Annotated in this window: 16 protein-coding genes and 1 riboswitch; of the genes, 7 read left to right on the top strand and 9 right to left on the bottom strand. The window is 59.2% G+C overall.

Going from position 1 to position 17,310, the window contains the following annotated elements:
• Window positions 1-32: 32 nt before the first annotated feature.
• Genes yqiA through nudF form a run of 4 tightly spaced genes read right to left on the bottom strand, consistent with a single transcriptional unit; the run spans window position 33 to window position 2,515 of the window.
• On the bottom strand, window positions 33-608 hold the full coding sequence (gene yqiA / locus NR795_RS18535; RefSeq protein ID WP_238082980.1) for an esterase YqiA: 576 nt from the start codon (window positions 606-608) through the stop codon (window positions 33-35).
• A complete protein-coding gene (gene cpdA / locus NR795_RS18530; RefSeq protein WP_144817581.1) occupies window positions 608-1,435 on the bottom strand; it encodes a 3',5'-cyclic-AMP phosphodiesterase in 828 nt (275 codons plus the stop codon). The genes yqiA and cpdA overlap by 1 nt, the downstream gene beginning before the upstream one ends.
• Window positions 1,436-1,463: 28 nt before the next feature.
• Complete coding sequence (locus tag NR795_RS18525) at window positions 1,464-1,886, bottom strand: DUF1249 family protein (protein WP_042390317.1); 423 nt, start codon at window positions 1,884-1,886, stop codon at window positions 1,464-1,466.
• On the bottom strand, window positions 1,883-2,515 hold the full coding sequence (nudF, locus tag NR795_RS18520) for an ADP-ribose diphosphatase (protein WP_257758992.1): 633 nt from the start codon (window positions 2,513-2,515) through the stop codon (window positions 1,883-1,885). The genes NR795_RS18525 and nudF overlap by 4 nt, the downstream gene beginning before the upstream one ends.
• 204 nt (window positions 2,516-2,719) lie before the next feature.
• Between nudF and tolC the strand changes: the two genes are divergently transcribed.
• The 3 genes from tolC to NR795_RS18505 all read left to right on the top strand — a co-directional run bounded on the left by tolC (window position 2,720) and on the right by NR795_RS18505 (window position 6,199).
• Window positions 2,720-4,174: an outer membrane channel protein TolC gene (gene tolC / locus NR795_RS18515; protein WP_257758991.1), complete on the top strand. Its 1,455-nt coding sequence runs from the start codon at window positions 2,720-2,722 to the stop codon at window positions 4,172-4,174.
• Between the two features lie 184 nt (window positions 4,175-4,358).
• Complete coding sequence (locus NR795_RS18510) at window positions 4,359-5,033, top strand: DUF1190 family protein (protein WP_144817578.1); 675 nt, start codon at window positions 4,359-4,361, stop codon at window positions 5,031-5,033.
• A gap of 5 nt (window positions 5,034-5,038) precedes the next feature.
• Entirely contained in the window at window positions 5,039-6,199 is a 1,161-nt protein-coding gene (locus NR795_RS18505) for a glutathionylspermidine synthase family protein (RefSeq protein WP_257758990.1), read from the top strand.
• 62 nt (window positions 6,200-6,261) lie between these two features.
• On the opposite strand, the gene ygiD is transcribed toward NR795_RS18505, so the two are convergent.
• Window positions 6,262-7,050, bottom strand: coding sequence for a 4,5-DOPA dioxygenase extradiol (gene ygiD, locus NR795_RS18500; protein ID WP_257758989.1), 789 nt, complete (start codon window positions 7,048-7,050; stop codon window positions 6,262-6,264).
• A 196-nt stretch (window positions 7,051-7,246) separates the two neighbouring features.
• Here ygiD and zupT point away from each other — a divergent pair, with 196 nt between their 5' ends.
• The gene (gene zupT, locus NR795_RS18495) at window positions 7,247-8,023 is read left to right on the top strand and encodes a zinc transporter ZupT (RefSeq protein WP_042390307.1); all 777 of its coding nucleotides are present in this window, start codon (window positions 7,247-7,249) and stop codon (window positions 8,021-8,023) included.
• A 65-nt stretch (window positions 8,024-8,088) separates the two neighbouring features.
• Here zupT and ribB read toward each other — a convergent pair whose 3' ends face one another.
• The gene (gene ribB / locus NR795_RS18490) at window positions 8,089-8,742 is read right to left on the bottom strand and encodes a 3,4-dihydroxy-2-butanone-4-phosphate synthase (RefSeq protein WP_257758988.1); all 654 of its coding nucleotides are present in this window, start codon (window positions 8,740-8,742) and stop codon (window positions 8,089-8,091) included.
• Window positions 8,743-8,847: 105 nt separating this feature from the next.
• A riboswitch (FMN riboswitch) is annotated at window positions 8,848-9,008 on the bottom strand.
• A gap of 134 nt (window positions 9,009-9,142) precedes the next feature.
• Here ribB and NR795_RS18485 point away from each other — a divergent pair.
• Window positions 9,143-9,475, top strand: coding sequence for an accessory factor UbiK family protein (locus NR795_RS18485; RefSeq protein ID WP_144817574.1), 333 nt, complete (start codon window positions 9,143-9,145; stop codon window positions 9,473-9,475).
• Window positions 9,476-9,526: 51 nt separating this feature from the next.
• Here the strand turns inward: NR795_RS18485 and hldE are convergent, their stop codons facing one another.
• Genes hldE through NR795_RS18470 form a run of 3 tightly spaced genes read right to left on the bottom strand, consistent with a single transcriptional unit; the run spans window position 9,527 to window position 15,171 of the window.
• Window positions 9,527-10,951 carry a bifunctional D-glycero-beta-D-manno-heptose-7-phosphate kinase/D-glycero-beta-D-manno-heptose 1-phosphate adenylyltransferase HldE gene (gene hldE / locus NR795_RS18480; RefSeq protein ID WP_144817573.1) on the bottom strand — a complete coding sequence of 475 codons (1,425 nt, stop codon included), beginning with the start codon at window positions 10,949-10,951 and terminating at the stop codon, window positions 9,527-9,529.
• A 45-nt stretch (window positions 10,952-10,996) separates the two neighbouring features.
• Window positions 10,997-13,849 carry a bifunctional [glutamate--ammonia ligase]-adenylyl-L-tyrosine phosphorylase/[glutamate--ammonia-ligase] adenylyltransferase gene (gene glnE / locus NR795_RS18475; protein ID WP_257758987.1) on the bottom strand — a complete coding sequence of 951 codons (2,853 nt, stop codon included), beginning with the start codon at window positions 13,847-13,849 and terminating at the stop codon, window positions 10,997-10,999.
• 20 nt (window positions 13,850-13,869) lie between these two features.
• Window positions 13,870-15,171, bottom strand: a complete 1,302-nt coding sequence (locus NR795_RS18470; protein ID WP_222889538.1) for an inorganic triphosphatase — start codon at window positions 15,169-15,171, stop codon at window positions 13,870-13,872.
• A gap of 209 nt (window positions 15,172-15,380) precedes the next feature.
• Between NR795_RS18470 and NR795_RS18465 the strand changes: the two genes are divergently transcribed.
• Window positions 15,381-15,998, top strand: coding sequence for a TIGR04211 family SH3 domain-containing protein (locus tag NR795_RS18465; RefSeq protein ID WP_042390297.1), 618 nt, complete (start codon window positions 15,381-15,383; stop codon window positions 15,996-15,998).
• Between the two features lie 67 nt (window positions 15,999-16,065).
• Window positions 16,066-17,307: a multifunctional CCA addition/repair protein gene (locus NR795_RS18460; RefSeq protein WP_257758985.1), complete on the top strand. Its 1,242-nt coding sequence runs from the start codon at window positions 16,066-16,068 to the stop codon at window positions 17,305-17,307.
• The last annotated feature ends 3 nt before the right edge of the window (window positions 17,308-17,310 follow it).

Raw genomic sequence — 17,310 nt, 5'->3', positions numbered from 1 at the left:
GTAGATAGTGACAGCATCGACCCCTGCGAGGCTCAGTGCAGCCCGAGGAAATCGATAATCTGTGAAAAGTGATCGTCAAAGCCCACAAAGGCATGGTTTCCGCCTTCTTCAACCGTTTGACGGCACGAGGCGTAGTACGCAACGGCCTGACGGTAATCCAGCACTTCATCACCCGTTTGCTGCAGCAGCCAGATTAAATCTGCTGCCTCCAGCGGATCGATCTGCATGGTTTTGAGATCGTAAATATGGCGTGACTCTAGCACATATTGCTGTCCGGTGTAGGGGTTCTCGTTGCGGCCCAGATAATCGGCCAGCAGTTCAAACGGACGCACCGCCGGATTCACCACCACCGCTGGCAGCATAAAGCACTGGGAGAGCCAGGTGGCATAGTAGCCGCCGAGTGAGGAGCCCACCAGCCCCAGCGGCTCGCCGCCGTGCCCCAGCACCAGCGACTCCAGCAGCTCGGCGGCATCCGCCGGATAGGGCGGCAGCTGCGGCACCACCATCTCAATCTGTGGATGGTGCACCGCCAGCCACTGCTGTAGCGCCACGGCCTTTGCCGAGCGTGGTGAGCTGTTAAACCCGTGTAGATAAAGAAGCGTCGCCATCAGTAGCCTTCCGATGCCGTGTCCGGACTGAAGCGGCTGCTCTGCAGACGGCTGACTTCGGTATGCAGCGTGCCGTCGGCGTTAAGCTCCAGCCAGCGCCAGCCCGGCGCGATGGTATCCAGGGTAAAGTTGGCGCAGTGCGGCTTAAACTGGACGCAGGTCGACGGCGTGGCCAGCAGACGGCGGCCGTTCCAGTCGAGATCCTGCTCCTGATGAATATGGCCGCACAGCAGGTGCCTTACCCGGGGATAGCGCACCAGCACGTTGTCCAGCTCCTGCGAGTTACGCAGGCTGTGCTGATCCAACCAGCTGCACCCCGCCGGTAGCGGGTGGTGATGCAGCAGCAGCAGGGTATAGCGCTCCGGCACCTCTGCCAGCTTTTTCTCCAGCCACTCTAGCTGAAACTCACTCAGTTCACCGTGTGGAACGCCAAACACCTGGCTGTCGAGCAGCAGTATCTGCCAGCTCTCGCCAGCGAAGACCCGCTTGGCACCCGAGATGCCAGCCTCCTGCAGCGCGCTGTACATGGCGGGCTGAAAGTCATGATTGCCGGGCAGCCACACGCAGGGCACGTCGAAGCTGGCGATCCCCTCAGCAAAGTGCTGATAGGCCGCAGCAGAGTGATCCTGTGCCAGGTCGCCGGTAGCGACGATTAAATCGCAGTGACGCTGCTCGGCCCGGATGGCTTCCAATACCGCCTGATAGCTCTCCCAGGTATTGACCCCTAACAACGTTTCATGCTTTTCGGCAAACAGGTGAGTATCGGTTATTTGTAAGATCCTGATGCTGGCCTCACCCGCCAGATTCAGGTTTAACAGGCTTTCCAAATGGTGTCCTTAGGTAGGTTTCACGATGCTAACAAACCGGAATCGCCATTGCTCCATGTGCTAAACAGTACCTAAGCCAGTCGGCCAGAAACTGATTAATTTGATGCTTTTCGTCGCGTTGGTGCAACTTTTTATTTGGGTAATCATACCGCGCTTTAAAGCGAAAGATCTGCTGGCTTGAACACACTTCAGCGACCATAGCATCGTGATAGAGGCGTACCGTTAACGACGGCATGCTCCAGTAGCTGATCGCCGGTGCTGTCTGCACGATCTCCACCAGCGTAGTGTAGCGGGTTGATTCTGTAATCGTTACTCGGTATTGCGCATTGGCCACCTGATAGCTCACTGTTTCGCCGGGTGCGTCATTGCGTGGCAGCAGGCGGCGTAGCTGGGCGAAGTTGGTTTCGCACAGGCGCATCATTTCAGGAAAGTCAGGTGTATAACGCTTCATTTTTTCCACTCAGTTCTCAACTTTTCGTAGTGCAGCTGCAGCCATTGCAGGGCGATGACCGACGCGGCGTTGTCTATTTTCCCCTCTTCAACCCACTGGTAAGCCTGTTCCCGGCTCACCACATGAACACGAATATCTTCGTTTTCGTCCACCAGGCCATGTATACCTTTGGCCTGCGTGGCATCCACTTCGCCAACCATTAACGATAAGCGCTCGCTGGTGCCGCCAGGGCTGGCCAGATAGCTCATAAACTCTTTTACCCGGCCAACCTGCAGCCCGGCTTCTTCTATGGCTTCGCGGCGGGCAACGTCTTCTACGCTCTCGCCCTCTTCGATCATGCCAGCAACCAGCTCCAGCAGCCAGGGGGTTTCACTGGTGTCGTAAGCCGGAATACGGATCTGCTCGATCAGTACCACCTCGTCGCGCGCCAGGTCATAGGGTAGCAAGACGGCGGCATGGCCGCGCTCAAAAATTTCACGCGTCACCACCCCGCTCATCTCACCGTTAAAAAGCCGATGCCGAAAGCGCCACCGCTTCAGAGAAAAAAAACCGTTATAGAGTGTTTCGCGTGCAATAATTTCTACATCATTTTTAGTGAAAGTCACTGCTGATGGCTCGGGTTTCTTCATGGTTTCATCCTGCTGGCAAATAATGACGAAATTATGGATTTCCAGTCTGTAAGACTGCCGTTTCCCATGCTATATGGTAGATTGGTGCAAATTAACGCCGGATGGCACTTAACGCCAACCTTTTGCAGCGACACTTTCTGCTAGAATCGGCCTTATTTTTTAAATTTCATTAGCGCTAACAAAGCTTCGTAACAAGGAATGCAAATGAAGAAATTGCTCCCCATGCTTATCGGCCTGAGCCTGGCCGCTTTCAGTACGATGAGTCAGGCAGAGAACCTGCTTCAGGTTTATCAGCAAGCGCGTCTCAGCAACCCTGAACTGCGCAGATCTGCCGCGGATCGCGATGCCGCATTTGAGAAAATCAACGAAGCGCGCAGCCCATTACTGCCCCAGCTCGGTTTAGGCGCAGACTACAGCTACAGCAACGGCTTCCGCGACCAGAATGGTCTCAATAGCAACACGACCAGCGCCACGTTGCAGCTGACGCAGACCCTGTTTGACATGTCGAAATGGCGCGCCCTGACCCTGCAAGAGAAATCAGCAGGCATTCAGGATGTAACGTTCCAGACCGATCAGCAGACGCTGATCCTCAATACCGCTACTGCCTATTTTAACGTATTAAGCGCCATCGATGCGCTCTCTTATACCGAAGCGCAGAAACAGGCTATCTATCGCCAGCTGGATCAAACTACCCAGCGCTTTAACGTGGGCCTGGTTGCCATTACCGACGTGCAGAACGCCCGCTCTCAGTACGATACCGTGCTGGCAGACGAAGTGACTGCCCGTAACAACCTGGACAACGCCGTTGAGCAGCTGCGTCAGGTGACCGGCAACTACTATCCGGAGCTGGCATCGCTGAACGTCGACCGCTTCCAGACCGACAAGCCGCAGCCGGTTAACTCCCTGCTGAAAGAGGCCGAAAGCCGTAACCTCTCCCTGTTACAGGCGCGCCTCTCCCAGGATCTGGCCCGCGAGCAGATTCGCCTGGCGCAGGATGGTCACTTGCCGACCCTTGATTTAACCGCCTCTTCCGGCGTCTCTGACACCTCCTACAGCGGCTCCCGCACCAGCGGTGCCCAGGGCGCGGCCTATGACGACAGCAACATTGGTCAGAACAAGGTCGGCCTGAACTTCTCCCTGCCGCTCTATCAGGGTGGCCTGGTGAACTCGCAGGTGAAACAGGCGCAGTACAACTTTGTGGGTGCAAGCGAGCAGCTGGAAACCGCTCATCGCAGCGTGGTGCAGACCGTACGTTCATCCTATAACAACGTGAACGCCTCCATCAGCAGCATCAACGCCTATAAACAGTCCGTGGTCTCTGCCCAGAGCTCACTGGATGCAACCGAAGCAGGCTACTCGGTAGGTACCCGTACCATCGTTGACGTGCTGGATGCGACCACTACGCTCTACAACGCCAAGCAGCAGCTCTCCAGCGCGCGTTACAACTACCTGATTAACCAGCTGAACATCAAATCTGCTCTCGGTACGCTGAACGAGCAGGACCTGATGGCTCTGAACGGTGCCCTGGGTAAACCGGTCTCCACCACGCCGGAAGCCGTCGCCCCGTCAACGCCTGACCAGGACGCCCGCGTGCAGAACAGCGCCCCGGATAGCAACGGCAATGGTAACGGTCTGCTCAACGCGGCGCTGCCACGCTAAGCACGCACCTTTGAAATTGCTGTAAAAACGAGATGGGGGCACCAGCCCCCGTTTCAACGTAAGACAACGTAAAGATCCCTGCTCCAGACCCGCATTCCGCCTCATTGCGCTTCAATTTCGACCACTCATCCTCTATCCTGAGCAGTAGCTACCTCGCTTTAACTCTGGGTATTAAAAGAGACATATGAAACGGACAAAAACGATTAATCATGCGACGTTCCGCAAAAGCTGGGGCGCTCGCCATCTGACTCCCGTCGCCTTCGCCCTTACCGCCGCGTTTATGCTGGCGGGCTGCGAACAGAGCGATGAGACGGTATCGATGTATCAAAACGCCGACGACTGCTCTACGGCCAATCCAGGCAAAAGCGCCGAATGTACTACCGCATACAACAACGCCCTGAAAGAGGCCGAGCGCACCGCGCCGAAATATAAGACGCGTGAAGACTGCGTCGCCGAGTTTGGTGAAGGCCAGTGCCAGCAGGCACCTGCTCAGGCGGGTATGGCACCGGAAAACCAGGCTCAGGCCCAGCAGAGCAGCGGCAGCTTCTGGATGCCGCTGATGGCGGGCTACATGATGGGACGCCTGATGGGCGGCGGTGCGGGCTTTGCCCAGCAGCCGCTGTTTAGCTCGCGTAACCCGGCGAGCCCGGCCTACGGTCAGTACACCGACGCCTCTGGTAAAGGCTACGGCGCCGCCCAGCCTGGCCGTACTGCGACCGTCCCTAAAACTGCGCTGGCCCCGAAACCGGCCACGACCTCTACGGTCACGCGCGGCGGCTTTGGTGAGTCGGTTGCCAAGCAGTCCACTATGCAGCGTAGCGCCGCTGGCACCTCCTCTTCACGCTCAATGGGTGGTTAAGCCTCATGGAACGAGTCACTATTGACGAGCGCCCGGACTGGCGCGAAAAAGCGACCGAGTACGGTTTTAATTTTCACACCATGTACGGTGAGCCGTACTGGTGTGAAGATGCCTACTACAAATTCAGCCTTGCGCAGATCGAGAAGCTTGAAGAGGTCACCGCCGAGCTGCACCAGATGTGCCTGAAGGTAGTGGAGAAGGTCGTTGCCAGCGATGAGCTGATGACCAAATTCCGCATTCCGAAACACACCTGGAGCTTTGTGCGCCAGGCGTGGCAGACGCAGCAGCCGTCGCTCTATTCCCGCCTCGATCTGGCGTGGGACGGCGTAGGTGAACCCAAGCTGCTGGAGAACAACGCCGACACCCCGACCTCGCTGTATGAAGCCGCGTTCTTCCAGTGGATCTGGCTGGAAGACCAGCAGAACGCGGGTAAGCTGCCGCCACAGAGCGATCAGTTTAACAGCCTGCAGGAGAAGCTCATCGAGCGCTTCGGCGAGCTGCGCGAGCAGTACGGCTTTAACCTGCTGCATCTGGCCTGCTGCCGCGATACCGTTGAAGATCGCGGTACGGTGCAGTATCTGCAGGACTGCGCCGCCGAAGCGGGCGTCGCCAGCGAGTTCCTCTACATCGAAGATATTGGGCTGGGTGAAAAAGGCCAGTTCACCGATCTTCAGGATCAGGTGATCAGCAACCTGTTCAAGCTCTACCCGTGGGAGTACATGCTGCGTGAGATCTTCTCTACCAAGCTGGAAGATGCTGGCGTGCGCTGGCTGGAGCCGGCCTGGAAGAGCATTATCTCTAACAAAGCGCTGCTGCCGATGCTGTGGGAGATGTTCCCGGATCATCCAAACCTGCTGCCCGCTTACTTTGCCGAAGACGACCATCCGCCGCTGGAGAAGTACGTTGTTAAACCGATCTTCTCGCGGGAAGGCGCTAACGTCTCTATCGTGGAAAACGGCCAGACTATCGAGCAGGTAGAGGGCCCCTACGGTGAAGAGGGCATGATCGTCCAGCAGTTCTATCCGCTACCTAAATTTGGCGACAGCTACGTGCTGATCGGCAGCTGGCTGATCAACGATCAACCTGCCGGGATTGGTATTCGTGAGGATCGGGCGTTGATCACCCAGGATCTCTCCCGCTTCTATCCGCACATTTTTATCGAGTAGCCGTACCTCGTAGGCCCGGTAAGCGTAGTGCCACCGGGCGTTTAGTACCAGGCGTTCAGTTATTAGCCCACCTGCACCGACAGCATGCTGATGCTGCCCATCTCCATCCCCTCTACCGAGATTATCACCGGTTCTGTGCCGTCCCATGCGCCGAGCACATAGAGCAGCGGCAGGAAGTGTTCCGGCGTCGGGTTCGACAGCGCGCCACCCTCGTGCTGCAGATAGTTCACCAGCGGATGCTGCTCCACCGGCCCCTGCCAGGTGAGGTTAGCCTTCACGTAATCATTAAACGACTCCGCCCACGCGTAGGGCGTGCTCTCCCCGTGCCAGCGCGCGGTGCGCAGGTTATGCACCACGTTGCCGCTCGCCACCAGCATAATGCCTTCATCGCGGAGCGTCGCCAGCCTGCGGCCCATCTCATAGTGCCAGGCGGCGGGTTTGGTACTGTCCACGCTCAACTGCACCATGGGAATGTCGGCGTCCGGGTACATCTTGATCAGCACGCCCCAGGAGCCGTGGTCAAACCCCCACGCCTCTTTGTCCAGCGTAACCGGGATCGGTGCCAGCAGATCCACCAGCCGCTGTGCCAGCTCAGGAGAGCCAGGTGCGGGATAGTGCGTGTCAAAGAGTGCCTGCGGGAAGCCGCCAAAGTCATGAATCGTCTTTGGGGTTTCCATTGCCGTCACGCCGGTGCCACGGGTGAACCAGTGGGCGGAGATCACCACAATTGCCTTTGGACGCGGCAGCGTCTGCCCCAGCTTGCCCCAGGCACGAGTATAGATATTATCTTCCAGCACGTTCATCGGGCTGCCGTGGCCCAGAAACAGCGCTGGCATACGAGACGCAGACATGATGATATCCTCAGAAAAAGTGTCATTTTGTTAGAAGCAGAGTACGCTTTTCTCGTAGAGGATGAACTCAGATAAGCGTGATGAAGATCATCAGATAATTTGAATGTAAGAAATGCGTAAAGAGTGACTTACCCTCTCGCCTTACGGAGCAGTGTTAAATAATATTAATGAGAATCATTATCACAAGGAGTTCTGAATGTCGGTCCCGTTGATTCTGACCTTATTAGCCGGTGCGGCCACCTTTATTGGCGCGATCCTCGGCGTGCTTGGCCAGAAGCCTTCTAACCGCGTGCTGGCCTTTTCGCTGGGATTTGCCGCCGGGATTATGCTGCTGATCTCGCTAATGGAGATGCTCCCCGCCGCGCTCGGTACGGAAGGGATGTCGCCGGTGCTTGGCTACGGCATGTTTATTGTCGGCCTGCTGGGCTACTACGGCCTCGATCGTCTGCTGCCGCATGCCCATGCGCAGGATCTTATGCGCGCCAGCAGCAAAACGATGCCGAGCAATATCAAGCGTACGGCGATCCTGCTCACCCTTGGCATTAGCCTGCACAACTTTCCTGAAGGCGTGGCCACCTACGTGACGGCCAGCAGCAACCTTGAGCTGGGGCTGGGGATCGCCCTGGCGGTAGCGCTGCACAACATTCCCGAAGGGCTGGCGGTGGCAGCGCCGGTCTATGCCGCCACGGGCTCAAAGCGTAAAGCGGTAATGTGGGCGGGGATCTCAGGCTTGGCGGAAATTCTCGGCGGCGTACTGGCATGGTTGATCCTCGGCAGCCTGGTTTCGCCGGTGGTGATGGCGGCGATCATGGCGGCGGTGGCCGGGATCATGGTGGCGCTGTCGGTAGATGAGCTGATGCCGCTGGCGAAAGAGATCGATCCCAACAATAACCCGAGCTACGGCGTACTGTGCGGTATGTCGGTGATGGGGCTGAGCCTGGTACTGTTGCAAAGCATCGGCTTTGCGGGCTAATCAGACGAAACATTAGAAACAACAAAGCCGGGCATGCCCGGCTTTGCTTTATATTACGCTAGCGCTTAGCTGGCTTTGCGTTCCTGCTCGCGGCGGTAGGCCACCAGATCTTCAATGGTCACAACGGCCATATCATGGGCTTTCGCAAATTCGATGCACTCCGGCGCGCGCGCCATAGAGCCGTCATCGTTGGTCAGCTCACAGAGCACGCCCGCAGGCTTGAAGCCCGCCAGCGTCACGAGGTCAATGGTTGCCTCGGTGTGGCCGCCGCGGGTCAGCACCCCACCCGGCTGCGCGCGCAGCGGGAAGACGTGGCCAGGGCGGTTGAGATCGGACGGCTTAGCACCGTCGGCAATGGCGGCACGCACGGTGGTCACGCGGTCAGCGGCGGATACGCCGGTAGTCACGCCAGTAGCGGCTTCGATGGTCACGGTAAAACCGGTGCCGTAGGCGCTGGTGTTGTTCTCCACCATCATCGGCAGATCGAGCTGTTTACGACGTTCTTCGGTCAGGCAGAGGCAGACAATGCCGCTGCCGTGGCGAATAGTCAGCGCCATCTGCTCAACGGTCATGGTTTCTGCGGCGAAGATCATATCGCCTTCGTTTTCACGGTCCTCGTCGTCGAGCACCATGACTCCGCGCCCGTTGCGCAGTGCGTCTAAAGCGTGTTCCACACGTTCGAATGGCGTGCCAAAAGAGGAAAGCAGCGTCTGATTCATGGTAATAAAAACCTCATTAAAATTATGGTTACCAGAATCAGGGCAGTCTTAGGAGTACCGCAAGCGGCAAAAAAATAACGTGAGCGGGCACAAACCCGGCTGGATCGTTACTCTCTCCCATCCGGACTTTAACCGTCGGCCCCGGAATTACACCGGATCTGCTGACCTTCATGCATGACGTGATGCCGTGCGTGAAGCGCTCGCGGGCTTTCAGCGCAGGCTGATTTACCGCCGGTGGGGAATTTCGCCCCGCCCTGAGAATAAGCGGATTAACTATAACGCTATTGATTATCTCCGGCAATCCATTCACCGACACAATTGTGCTTTCATAGGGCATAATCCACGTTACACTAAATCACGCTACACTAATGTTAATACTTACCAGTTCAGGGAAACTACTATGATTGACCCGAAAAAAATTGAACAGATCGCCCGCCAGGTTCATGAATCTATGCCAAAAGGCATTCGTGATTTCGGCGAGGATGTAGAGAAGAAGATCCGCCAGACGCTGCAATCCCAGCTGGCGCGACTCGACCTGGTGAGCCGTGAAGAGTTTGATGTTCAGACGCAGGTTCTGCTGCGCACCCGTGAGAAACTGACTGCACTGGAGCAGCGGATCAGCGATCTGGAGAACCGCCCGGCCACCGCGTCGGCTGAACCCACTCAGGCGCAGGATCTGCCGAGCGAAGTGAAACCCGCACCGGCTATTCCGCCGGTGGAGAATATTGACTGACCCTGTAGTCGGTATTGCCCGGTGGTGCTAACGCTTACCGGGCCTACCGGATCAATTTTTCTGGATCTTCTTGATGATGTTGGTGGTTGAGCAGCCATCTTCGAAGTTGAGCACCTGCACGTCACCGCCGTTAGCCCACACCTCTTTGCTGCCCGCAATATCTTCCGGCTTGTAGTCACCACCTTTCACCAGCAGATCCGGCAGGATCCCGGCGATCAGGCGCTGCGGCGTATCCTCTTCGAACGACACAACCCAGTCCACGGCCTCCAGCGCGCCGAGCACGATCATACGCTGCTCAAGCGGGTTAACCGGGCGGGTCGGCCCTTTCAGGCGGCTGGTCGAGGCATCGCTGTTCACCGCCACGATCAGGCGATCGCCGAGCTTGCGGGCGTTAGCCAGGTAAGAGACGTGGCCCGCGTGCAGAATATCGAACACGCCGTTAGTCATCACCACCTTCTCGCCACGCTTGCGCGCAGCCGCCACCGCCTGCTTCAGCTCCTCTTCGTTCATTACGCCGAAGCCGGTTTCTGAACGACCGCGTACGGCGTTCTCCAGCTCAATCGGCGAAACGGTTGAGGTACCCAGCTTGCCGACCACGACACCCGCCGCGGCGTTTGCAAAGTAGCAGGCCTCTTCCAGCGAGTTGCCCGCCGCCAGCGTTGCTGCCAGCACGCCAATGACCGTGTCGCCCGCGCCGGTCACGTCATAGACCTCCTGCGCCTGGGTCGGCATATGCAGCGGCGCTTTGCCCGGCTGCAGCAGGGTCATGCCCTGTTCGGAGCGGGTCACCAGCAGTGCGGAGAGATCGAAATCGGCGATCAGCTTCATGCCACGCTCAACGATCTCCGCTTCGTTTTTACACTTCCCGGCCACCGCCTCGAACTCGGAGAGGTTCGGCGTCAGCAGGGTTGCGCCACGATAGCGCTCGAAATCGTTGCCTTTTGGATCGATAAGCACCGGCACGTTGGCTTTACGCGCCAGGGCGATCATCTGCTGAACGCTGGCCAGCGCGCCCTTGCCGTAGTCGGAGAGGATCAGCGCGCCGATACTGCCCAGCGCCTGGCTAATGCGATCGTGCAGCGGCTCGGGGTCCACGCCCTCAAACCCCTCTTCAAAGTCGAGGCGGATCAGCTGCTGGTTACGCGACAGCACGCGCAGCTTGGTGATAGTAGGATGGGTCGGAACGGAGACGAAGTCGCACTTAACGTTGACGTCGGCCAGCGTTTTGCTCAGCGCGCGCGCGGCGTCATCGATGCCGGTCAGGCCAACCAGACGCGAATGGGCACCGAGAGAGGCAATGTTCATCGCCACGTTCGCCGCGCCGCCAGGCCGCTCTTCAACCGCATCGACCTTGACCACCGGTACAGGCGCTTCCGGTGAGATACGGCTGGTCGGGCCATACCAGTAGCGATCTAACATCACGTCACCGACGACCATCACCCCTGCACGTTCAAACTCTGGCAGCGTTACTTTCATTCCTGTCCCCTCGAAATGCAAAATTTGCGCGCGATAATATCATACTTAACTTTGCGCGCACGGTTTTAGCAGCCACTTCTGCCAGCTGGCGCTGACCTGTCCACGCTCTTCGGCAAACTCCGTTTCCGGCACGTGGCCAGGCTGCTCCTGCAGCGCCAGATGGTGCAGTGCATCGCGTAGCGTGGTATAGGCGTGGGTCAGCGCCTGCGCCTCCTGCTCATCCATAATGTCGTTCTGCGCCAGCAGTTCGAGAATACGCACGTTATCAGACCAGCGCGTCAGCTTTGGCTTCTGGTACGCGTGGCCCAGCACCAGATACTGGGCGATAAACTCAATGTCGGTAATGCCGCCCGCGTCGGCCTTGAGGTCGAAACGCTCCCGGTGCTTGTTGCCAAGATGGGCGCGCATCTTCTCGCGCATCTCCCGCACCTCGGTTTGCAGTTTCTCCCCGTCGCGGGGGGTCATCAGAATGGTGCGGCGGATCTCATCGAAGCGGGATTTCAGCTGCGGATCGCCGTATACCACCCGGGCGCGAACCAGCGCCTGGTGCTCCCACGTCCACGCCTCATTCTGCTGATAGTCCGCAAACGCATCGGCGGTGGTGACCAGCATCCCTGCCGCGCCAGAGGGCCGCAGGCGGGCGTCCACCTCGTAGAGAATGCCCGACGAGGTGCGAGTGCTGAAGAGGTGCATAATGCGCTGGGCGAGGCGCAGGTAGAACTGGCGGCCATCGATCTCCCGCTCGCCGTCGGTCATCACGTCTGCCGGACAGTCGTGCAGAAAGACCAGATCGAGATCGGAGCTGTAACCCAGCTCCCAGCCGCCGAGCTTGCCGTAGCCCACCACCGCAAAGCCGCGCCCCTCCCGATCGCGCAGGTGCTTTGGCTGACCAAAGCGCGCCACCATCTGGGTCCACGCCTGCTGGACTACCGCGTCGATCATCGCCTCCGCCAGCCACGTTAAGTGATCGCTCACTTTCATCACCGGCAGGGTACCGGCAATATCCGCCGCCGCCACGCGCAGCAGCTGCGCCTGCTTGAACTGGCGCAGGGCCTCCAGCTGCTGCTCTTCGTCCTCCTCCGGCACGCGGAGCAGATACTGGCGCAGCTCGTCCCGGTAGGCGTCCATCGCCGTCGGCTGGTAGAGCGTACTGGGATCCAGCAGCTCATCCAGCAGCAGCGGATAGCGCGCCAGCTGGCTGGCGACCATTGGCGAGGCGGCACAGAGGGAGATCAGGTGCTTGAGCGCGCCGGGAAACTCGCTCAGCAGCTCAATATAGGTGGTGCGGGTGACAATTCCGCTCAGGAGCGGCATCAGCCGCGCCAGCGGCACCGGCGCGTCGGCACGGGGGCAGACCTGGCTGAGCAGGTGCGGCATCAAATGATCGAGCACCTGGCGACCGCGTGGGCCAATGGTCCTGCGCGTCAGCTCCCGGCGAAAATCGGCGATCAGCGCTACCACCCGGATACGATCGCCATCCGCAAGATGCGCCAGCACCGGCGTGGCATCATCGTCTTCCAGCGTATCCTGCCACAGCTCACGCCACTGCTCCGACAGCTGCTCGTCCTGGGTGTCGGTATCGTCATCGCCAATCAGCTCGTTAAAGATACGCCGCACGGCGGCCATGTGCTGATCCAGGGTGTCGCTAAGCGCCTGCCAGTCGGCGACGCCCATTCCCCAGGCCAGCCGGGCACGGTTAAGTTCATCTCCCGGCAGGGTCTGGGTCTGCTCGTCGTTGATGCTTTGCAGGAGATTCTCCAGCCGACGCAGCCAGAGGTAGGCTTCCCGCAGCGTGTCGGCATCCCCGGCAGGCAGAAGATGAAGCTGATCGATGGCGATCAGCGTCGGCAGCAGCGAGCGCTGCTGGAGCGACGGCTCGCGGCCGCCACGGATCAGCTGGAACACCTGGACGATAAACTCTACCTCGCGGATGCCGCCCGCCCCCAGCTTGATGTTGTCTTTCAATCCGCGTCGCCGCACTTCGCGGGCGATCATACTCTTCATGTTGCGCAGCGACTGGATGACGCTGAAATCGATATAGCGTCGGAAAACAAAGGGACGCAGCATGGCCCGCAGCTCGGTAGCGTAGACGCCGTCGTTGTCGCCCATGATCCGCGCCTTAACCATCGCGTAGCGCTCCCAGTCGCGCCCCTGCTCCTGGTAATAATCCTCCAGCGCAGCAAAGCTCAGCACCAGCGGGCCGCTGTCGCCAAAGGGGCGCAGGCGCATATCCACCCGGTAGACAAAGCCGTCCTGGGTGGGCTGGTCGAGTACCTTGATCAGCCGCTGTCCGAGGCGAGTGAAGAACTGGGCGTTGTCCAGCTCGCGACGCCCGCCGCGGGTTGCCCCGTTCTCCGGCCAAGAGAAGATGAGATCGATATCCGAAGAGAAGTTCAGCTCGTTCCCGCCCAGCTTGCCCATGCCGAGGATCAGCAGCGGCTGCGGCGTGCCGTCGGCGCTACACGGCGTGCCCCACTCCCGACAGCAGGCATCGTAGAGCCAGTCGCGGGCGCTGACGATCAGCGTCTCCGCCAGGGCGCTAAGCTGCTGAAGCGTGCTCTCTTCAGACACCAGCCGCAGGGCCTGGGCCCAGGCGATGCGTACCATAATGCGGCGGCGGAACAGGCGCAGCTCGCGCATCAGCGACGCTTCGTCACTGACCTCCGCCAGCGCCGCCTTGATCCAGGCAGGATAGTTCTGCCACTCCTCTGCCTGCGGCGGCTCGCTCTCCAGCGCCGTCAGCCACTCGGGGTGCGCGGCAATGCTTGCCTGCACAAAGTCACTAAAAGTGAGCACTGACTTCGCCTCTGCACTGAGCGTTGAGGCGGAGAGTGTATCCGGCAGACGTTCGATAAGCGTCTGCCAGTGCTGCTGAAGCGGCGTAGAGAGCGGCATCATGAGGGGATCCTTTGCCTGAGTTAGCGTTTTCCGCTGTGCAGCCAGAACGGCTCCTGCACAATGGCTTCGTTACGGAAGTGTTCAATTTCAATGCGCTGGCGGGTTTTGATGGCATGCTGCAAGCCCTGCCAGTTCTCCAGCCATGCTCTGGCGCGGACGCCGTCGTAGTAGCCCGCCAGCAGCAGCATACTGTCGATGTCGCGCGCCAGGCGCGGGAGCTGATCCTGGTACTTATCCATCAGCGGCTGGGCAAAGTTACGTTTCAGCTCGGCGGCGTGCCGGGACAGGTTGATGTCGGCAAAACGCTTAAACGAGTCGTTGATTTTGGCCTGCGCCTTGTCATCAAGGAACGTCCGCCAGGCGCGCGTCACCAGCCATTCGGTCAGGGCCAGCTTCGCCGCGGCGATCTCCGGGCTGTACACCGCCGTCACGGCGGAAACGGCGGTGGTCAGGGTCGCCTCGGATTGGATCAGCAGATCGCGTAAGCGAGCGCTCGCTTTTCGCGGCACAATGCCGCCAAACAGCATCAGGGTGTGGCGCACCAGGGCGATAGCCGCCAGGGTCTCCGCCTGCGCTTTTTTCTCGCCGCGCACCCACAGCTCTTCGTGGTACTGCCACTGGGAGAGCGCCAGCTCCAGCGCGGCCTCCAGCCCCTGCTCGACGCTCGCCTTCGGCGCAACGGTCAGGATCTCCGTCGCCCGCAGCGGACGCGGCGGATTGCCTTTCGCCAGATGGTAGCCGCGGGCAGCCTTACTCAGGCTGCCCTGGCGCAGGCCGGTCTGGGTCACCAGCTGGCGCGCCAGCTTTAATACGTCCTCCGCCGCGCCGCTCAGCAGCTCCAGCTCCAGCTCGCAGATCGGTTCCGCCAGCTCGCCCGCCTTCACTTCTCCGAGATCCAGCGCAATTTCAATTCGGCTGTCGCCAACGTTAATCAGCCACTTCTCACGATCGAAGTGGGTGCTGAACAGCGGACTGACGCGCTCGGCAAGATCCGCTGGCAGGCCTCCCTCCGGCCAGGCCTCGGCCGGGAAGCGGCTGAGATCCAGCTCCGGCTTATCAATGGCAACGTTGTACTCTGGACGCTGATGCAGCCCGCCCACGGTGCGGCCGGCGGTTTTGATCGTCATCTCATAGCGATCCTGTGCGCCACGAATGCGCAGGCCCATGTCGTGGCTACGCAGCCAGCTATCCGCCGTCTCGTAGTAGATATTGAGCAGGGTCGCAGGCGCAACGTGCTCATCCGTCAGGGTATGCAGATGGCTGCGCAGGGCATCCACGCGGGATGGGTCAACGATAAATTTCAGTTCGATCTCTTGAGTCATGGCCTTGTACTTATGGTTATGTCACATCAGTGAAATTTTCGGCGAACTTACGCCCTTGATGTTTGTCAGTAGATAGTATTTTGCGCCAAATTTCCACGGTGCGGATCGTTTGCGACCCAGATGATTCTGATTGATACCGAATCCTTTGCGTCGTCAGACTGATGCCACTACTATCGTTCCACTTTTTTTATGACAACAAATGACTGCTGATGCCTAAATTACGCCTGACTGGACTGTTTTTACTTGTATGCGTTTCTGCCGTGGCCCATGCCGAAGAAAAGCGTTACGTTTCGGATGAACTGAATACCTGGGTTCGTAGCGGCCCGGGGGATCACTATCGCCTCGTGGGTACGGTTAACGCGGGTGAAGAGGTTGCACTGCTGCAAACCAACGGGGACTCAAACTACGGTCAGGTGCGTGACAGCAGCGGTCGTACCGCCTGGATCCCGTTGAAGGAGCTGAGCAGCGAGCCAAGCCTGCGCACCCGCGTGCCGGATCTGGAGAACCAGGTTAAGACCCTGACCGATAAGCTGACCAATATCGACAATACCTGGAACCAGCGCACCGCCGATATGCAGCAGAAGGTCGCCCAGAGCGACAGCGTGATCAACGGCCTGAAAGAAGAGAACCAGCAGCTTAAAAATCAGCTGATCGTCGCACAGAAGAAGGTGAGTGCCGCGAACCTGCAGCTGGACGACAAGCAGCGCACCATCATTATGCAGTGGTTTATGTACGGCGGCGGCGTGCTCGGCGCAGGGCTGTTCCTGGGTCTGGTACTGCCGCACATCATCCCTAGCCGCAAGCGTAAAGACCGCTGGATGAGCTGAACCAGATTAGCCATTTTCTCTACACTTAACGTATCATCAGTTAAAAGTATGTTAGGAGAGTGGCGTAGTGAAGAGTTATCTGGTCGGTGGTGCTGTTCGGGATGCGTTGTTAGGGCTACCGGTTAAAGATAAAGACTGGGTGGTTGTGGGTGCGACCCCACAGGAGATGCTGGACGCGGGCTACCAGCAGGTTGGCCGCGATTTCCCGGTGTTCCTCCACCCAAAAAGCCGGGAGGAGTACGCCCTGGCGCGCACCGAACGGAAATCTGGCTTTGGCTATACCGGCTTCTCCTGCTATGCCGCGCCCGACGTCACCCTGGAGCAGGATCTGCTTCGCCGCGACCTCACCGTTAACGCCCTGGCTCAGGACGCGGACGGCAAAATCATCGATCCCTATAATGGCCTGGCGGATCTCAAGAGCCGCACCCTGCGCCATGTCTCCCCCGCCTTTGGGGAAGATCCCCTGCGTGTACTGCGCGTAGCACGCTTTGCCGCCCGCTATGCCCATCTCAGCTTCCGTATTGCTGACGAAACCATGGCGCTAATGCGCGAGATGACCGCCGCCGGCGAGCTGGAACACCTTACGCCGGAGCGCGTCTGGAAAGAGACGGAAAACGCCCTCACCAGCCGTAATCCGCAGGTCTACTTTATGACGCTGCGTGAGTGCGGCGCGTTAAAGGTACTGTTCCCTGAGCTCGATGTTCTGTTTGGCATTCCTGCCCCGGCAAAGTGGCACCCGGAGATCGATACCGGCATCCACGTGCTGATGACGGTCTCGATGGCGGCGATGCTCAGCCCGGATATCGACGTACGCTTCGCCACGCTGTGCCACGATCTCGGCAAGGGGCTGACCCCACCGGCGCTGTGGCCGCGCCACCACGGGCATGGCCTGGCAGGCGTCAAGCTGGTCGCCAACCTGTGCGAACGCCTGCGCGTGCCTAACGAGCTGCGCGATCTGGCCAAGCTGGTGGCGGAGTACCACGATCTGATCCACACCTTCCCGATCCTGAAACCGCAGACCATTGTGAAGCTGTTCGATGCTATTGACGCCTGGCGTAAGCCCCAGCGCGTGGAGCAGATTGCCCTGACCAGCGAAGCCGACGTACGCGGCCGCACTCATTTTGAGGCCAAAGACTATCCGCAGGGACGACTGCTGCGCGAGGCATGGGAAGTGGCGAAGGCGGTATCGACCAAAGAGGTGGTGGCAGCAGGTTTTAAGGGGGCTGAGATCCGCGAGGAGCTGACCCAGCGGCGAATTGATGCGGTAGCGAAATGGAAAGCGGCACGCTGCCCTCAGCCACAGGCGTGAGGG

Source organism: Pseudescherichia sp. L3, assembly GCF_024656065.1.
Taxonomy (GTDB): Bacteria; Pseudomonadota; Gammaproteobacteria; order Enterobacterales; family Enterobacteriaceae; genus Pseudescherichia.
The sequence above is the reverse complement of the archived record's forward strand: the minus strand, read 5'-3'. Positions and strand labels throughout refer to the sequence as shown.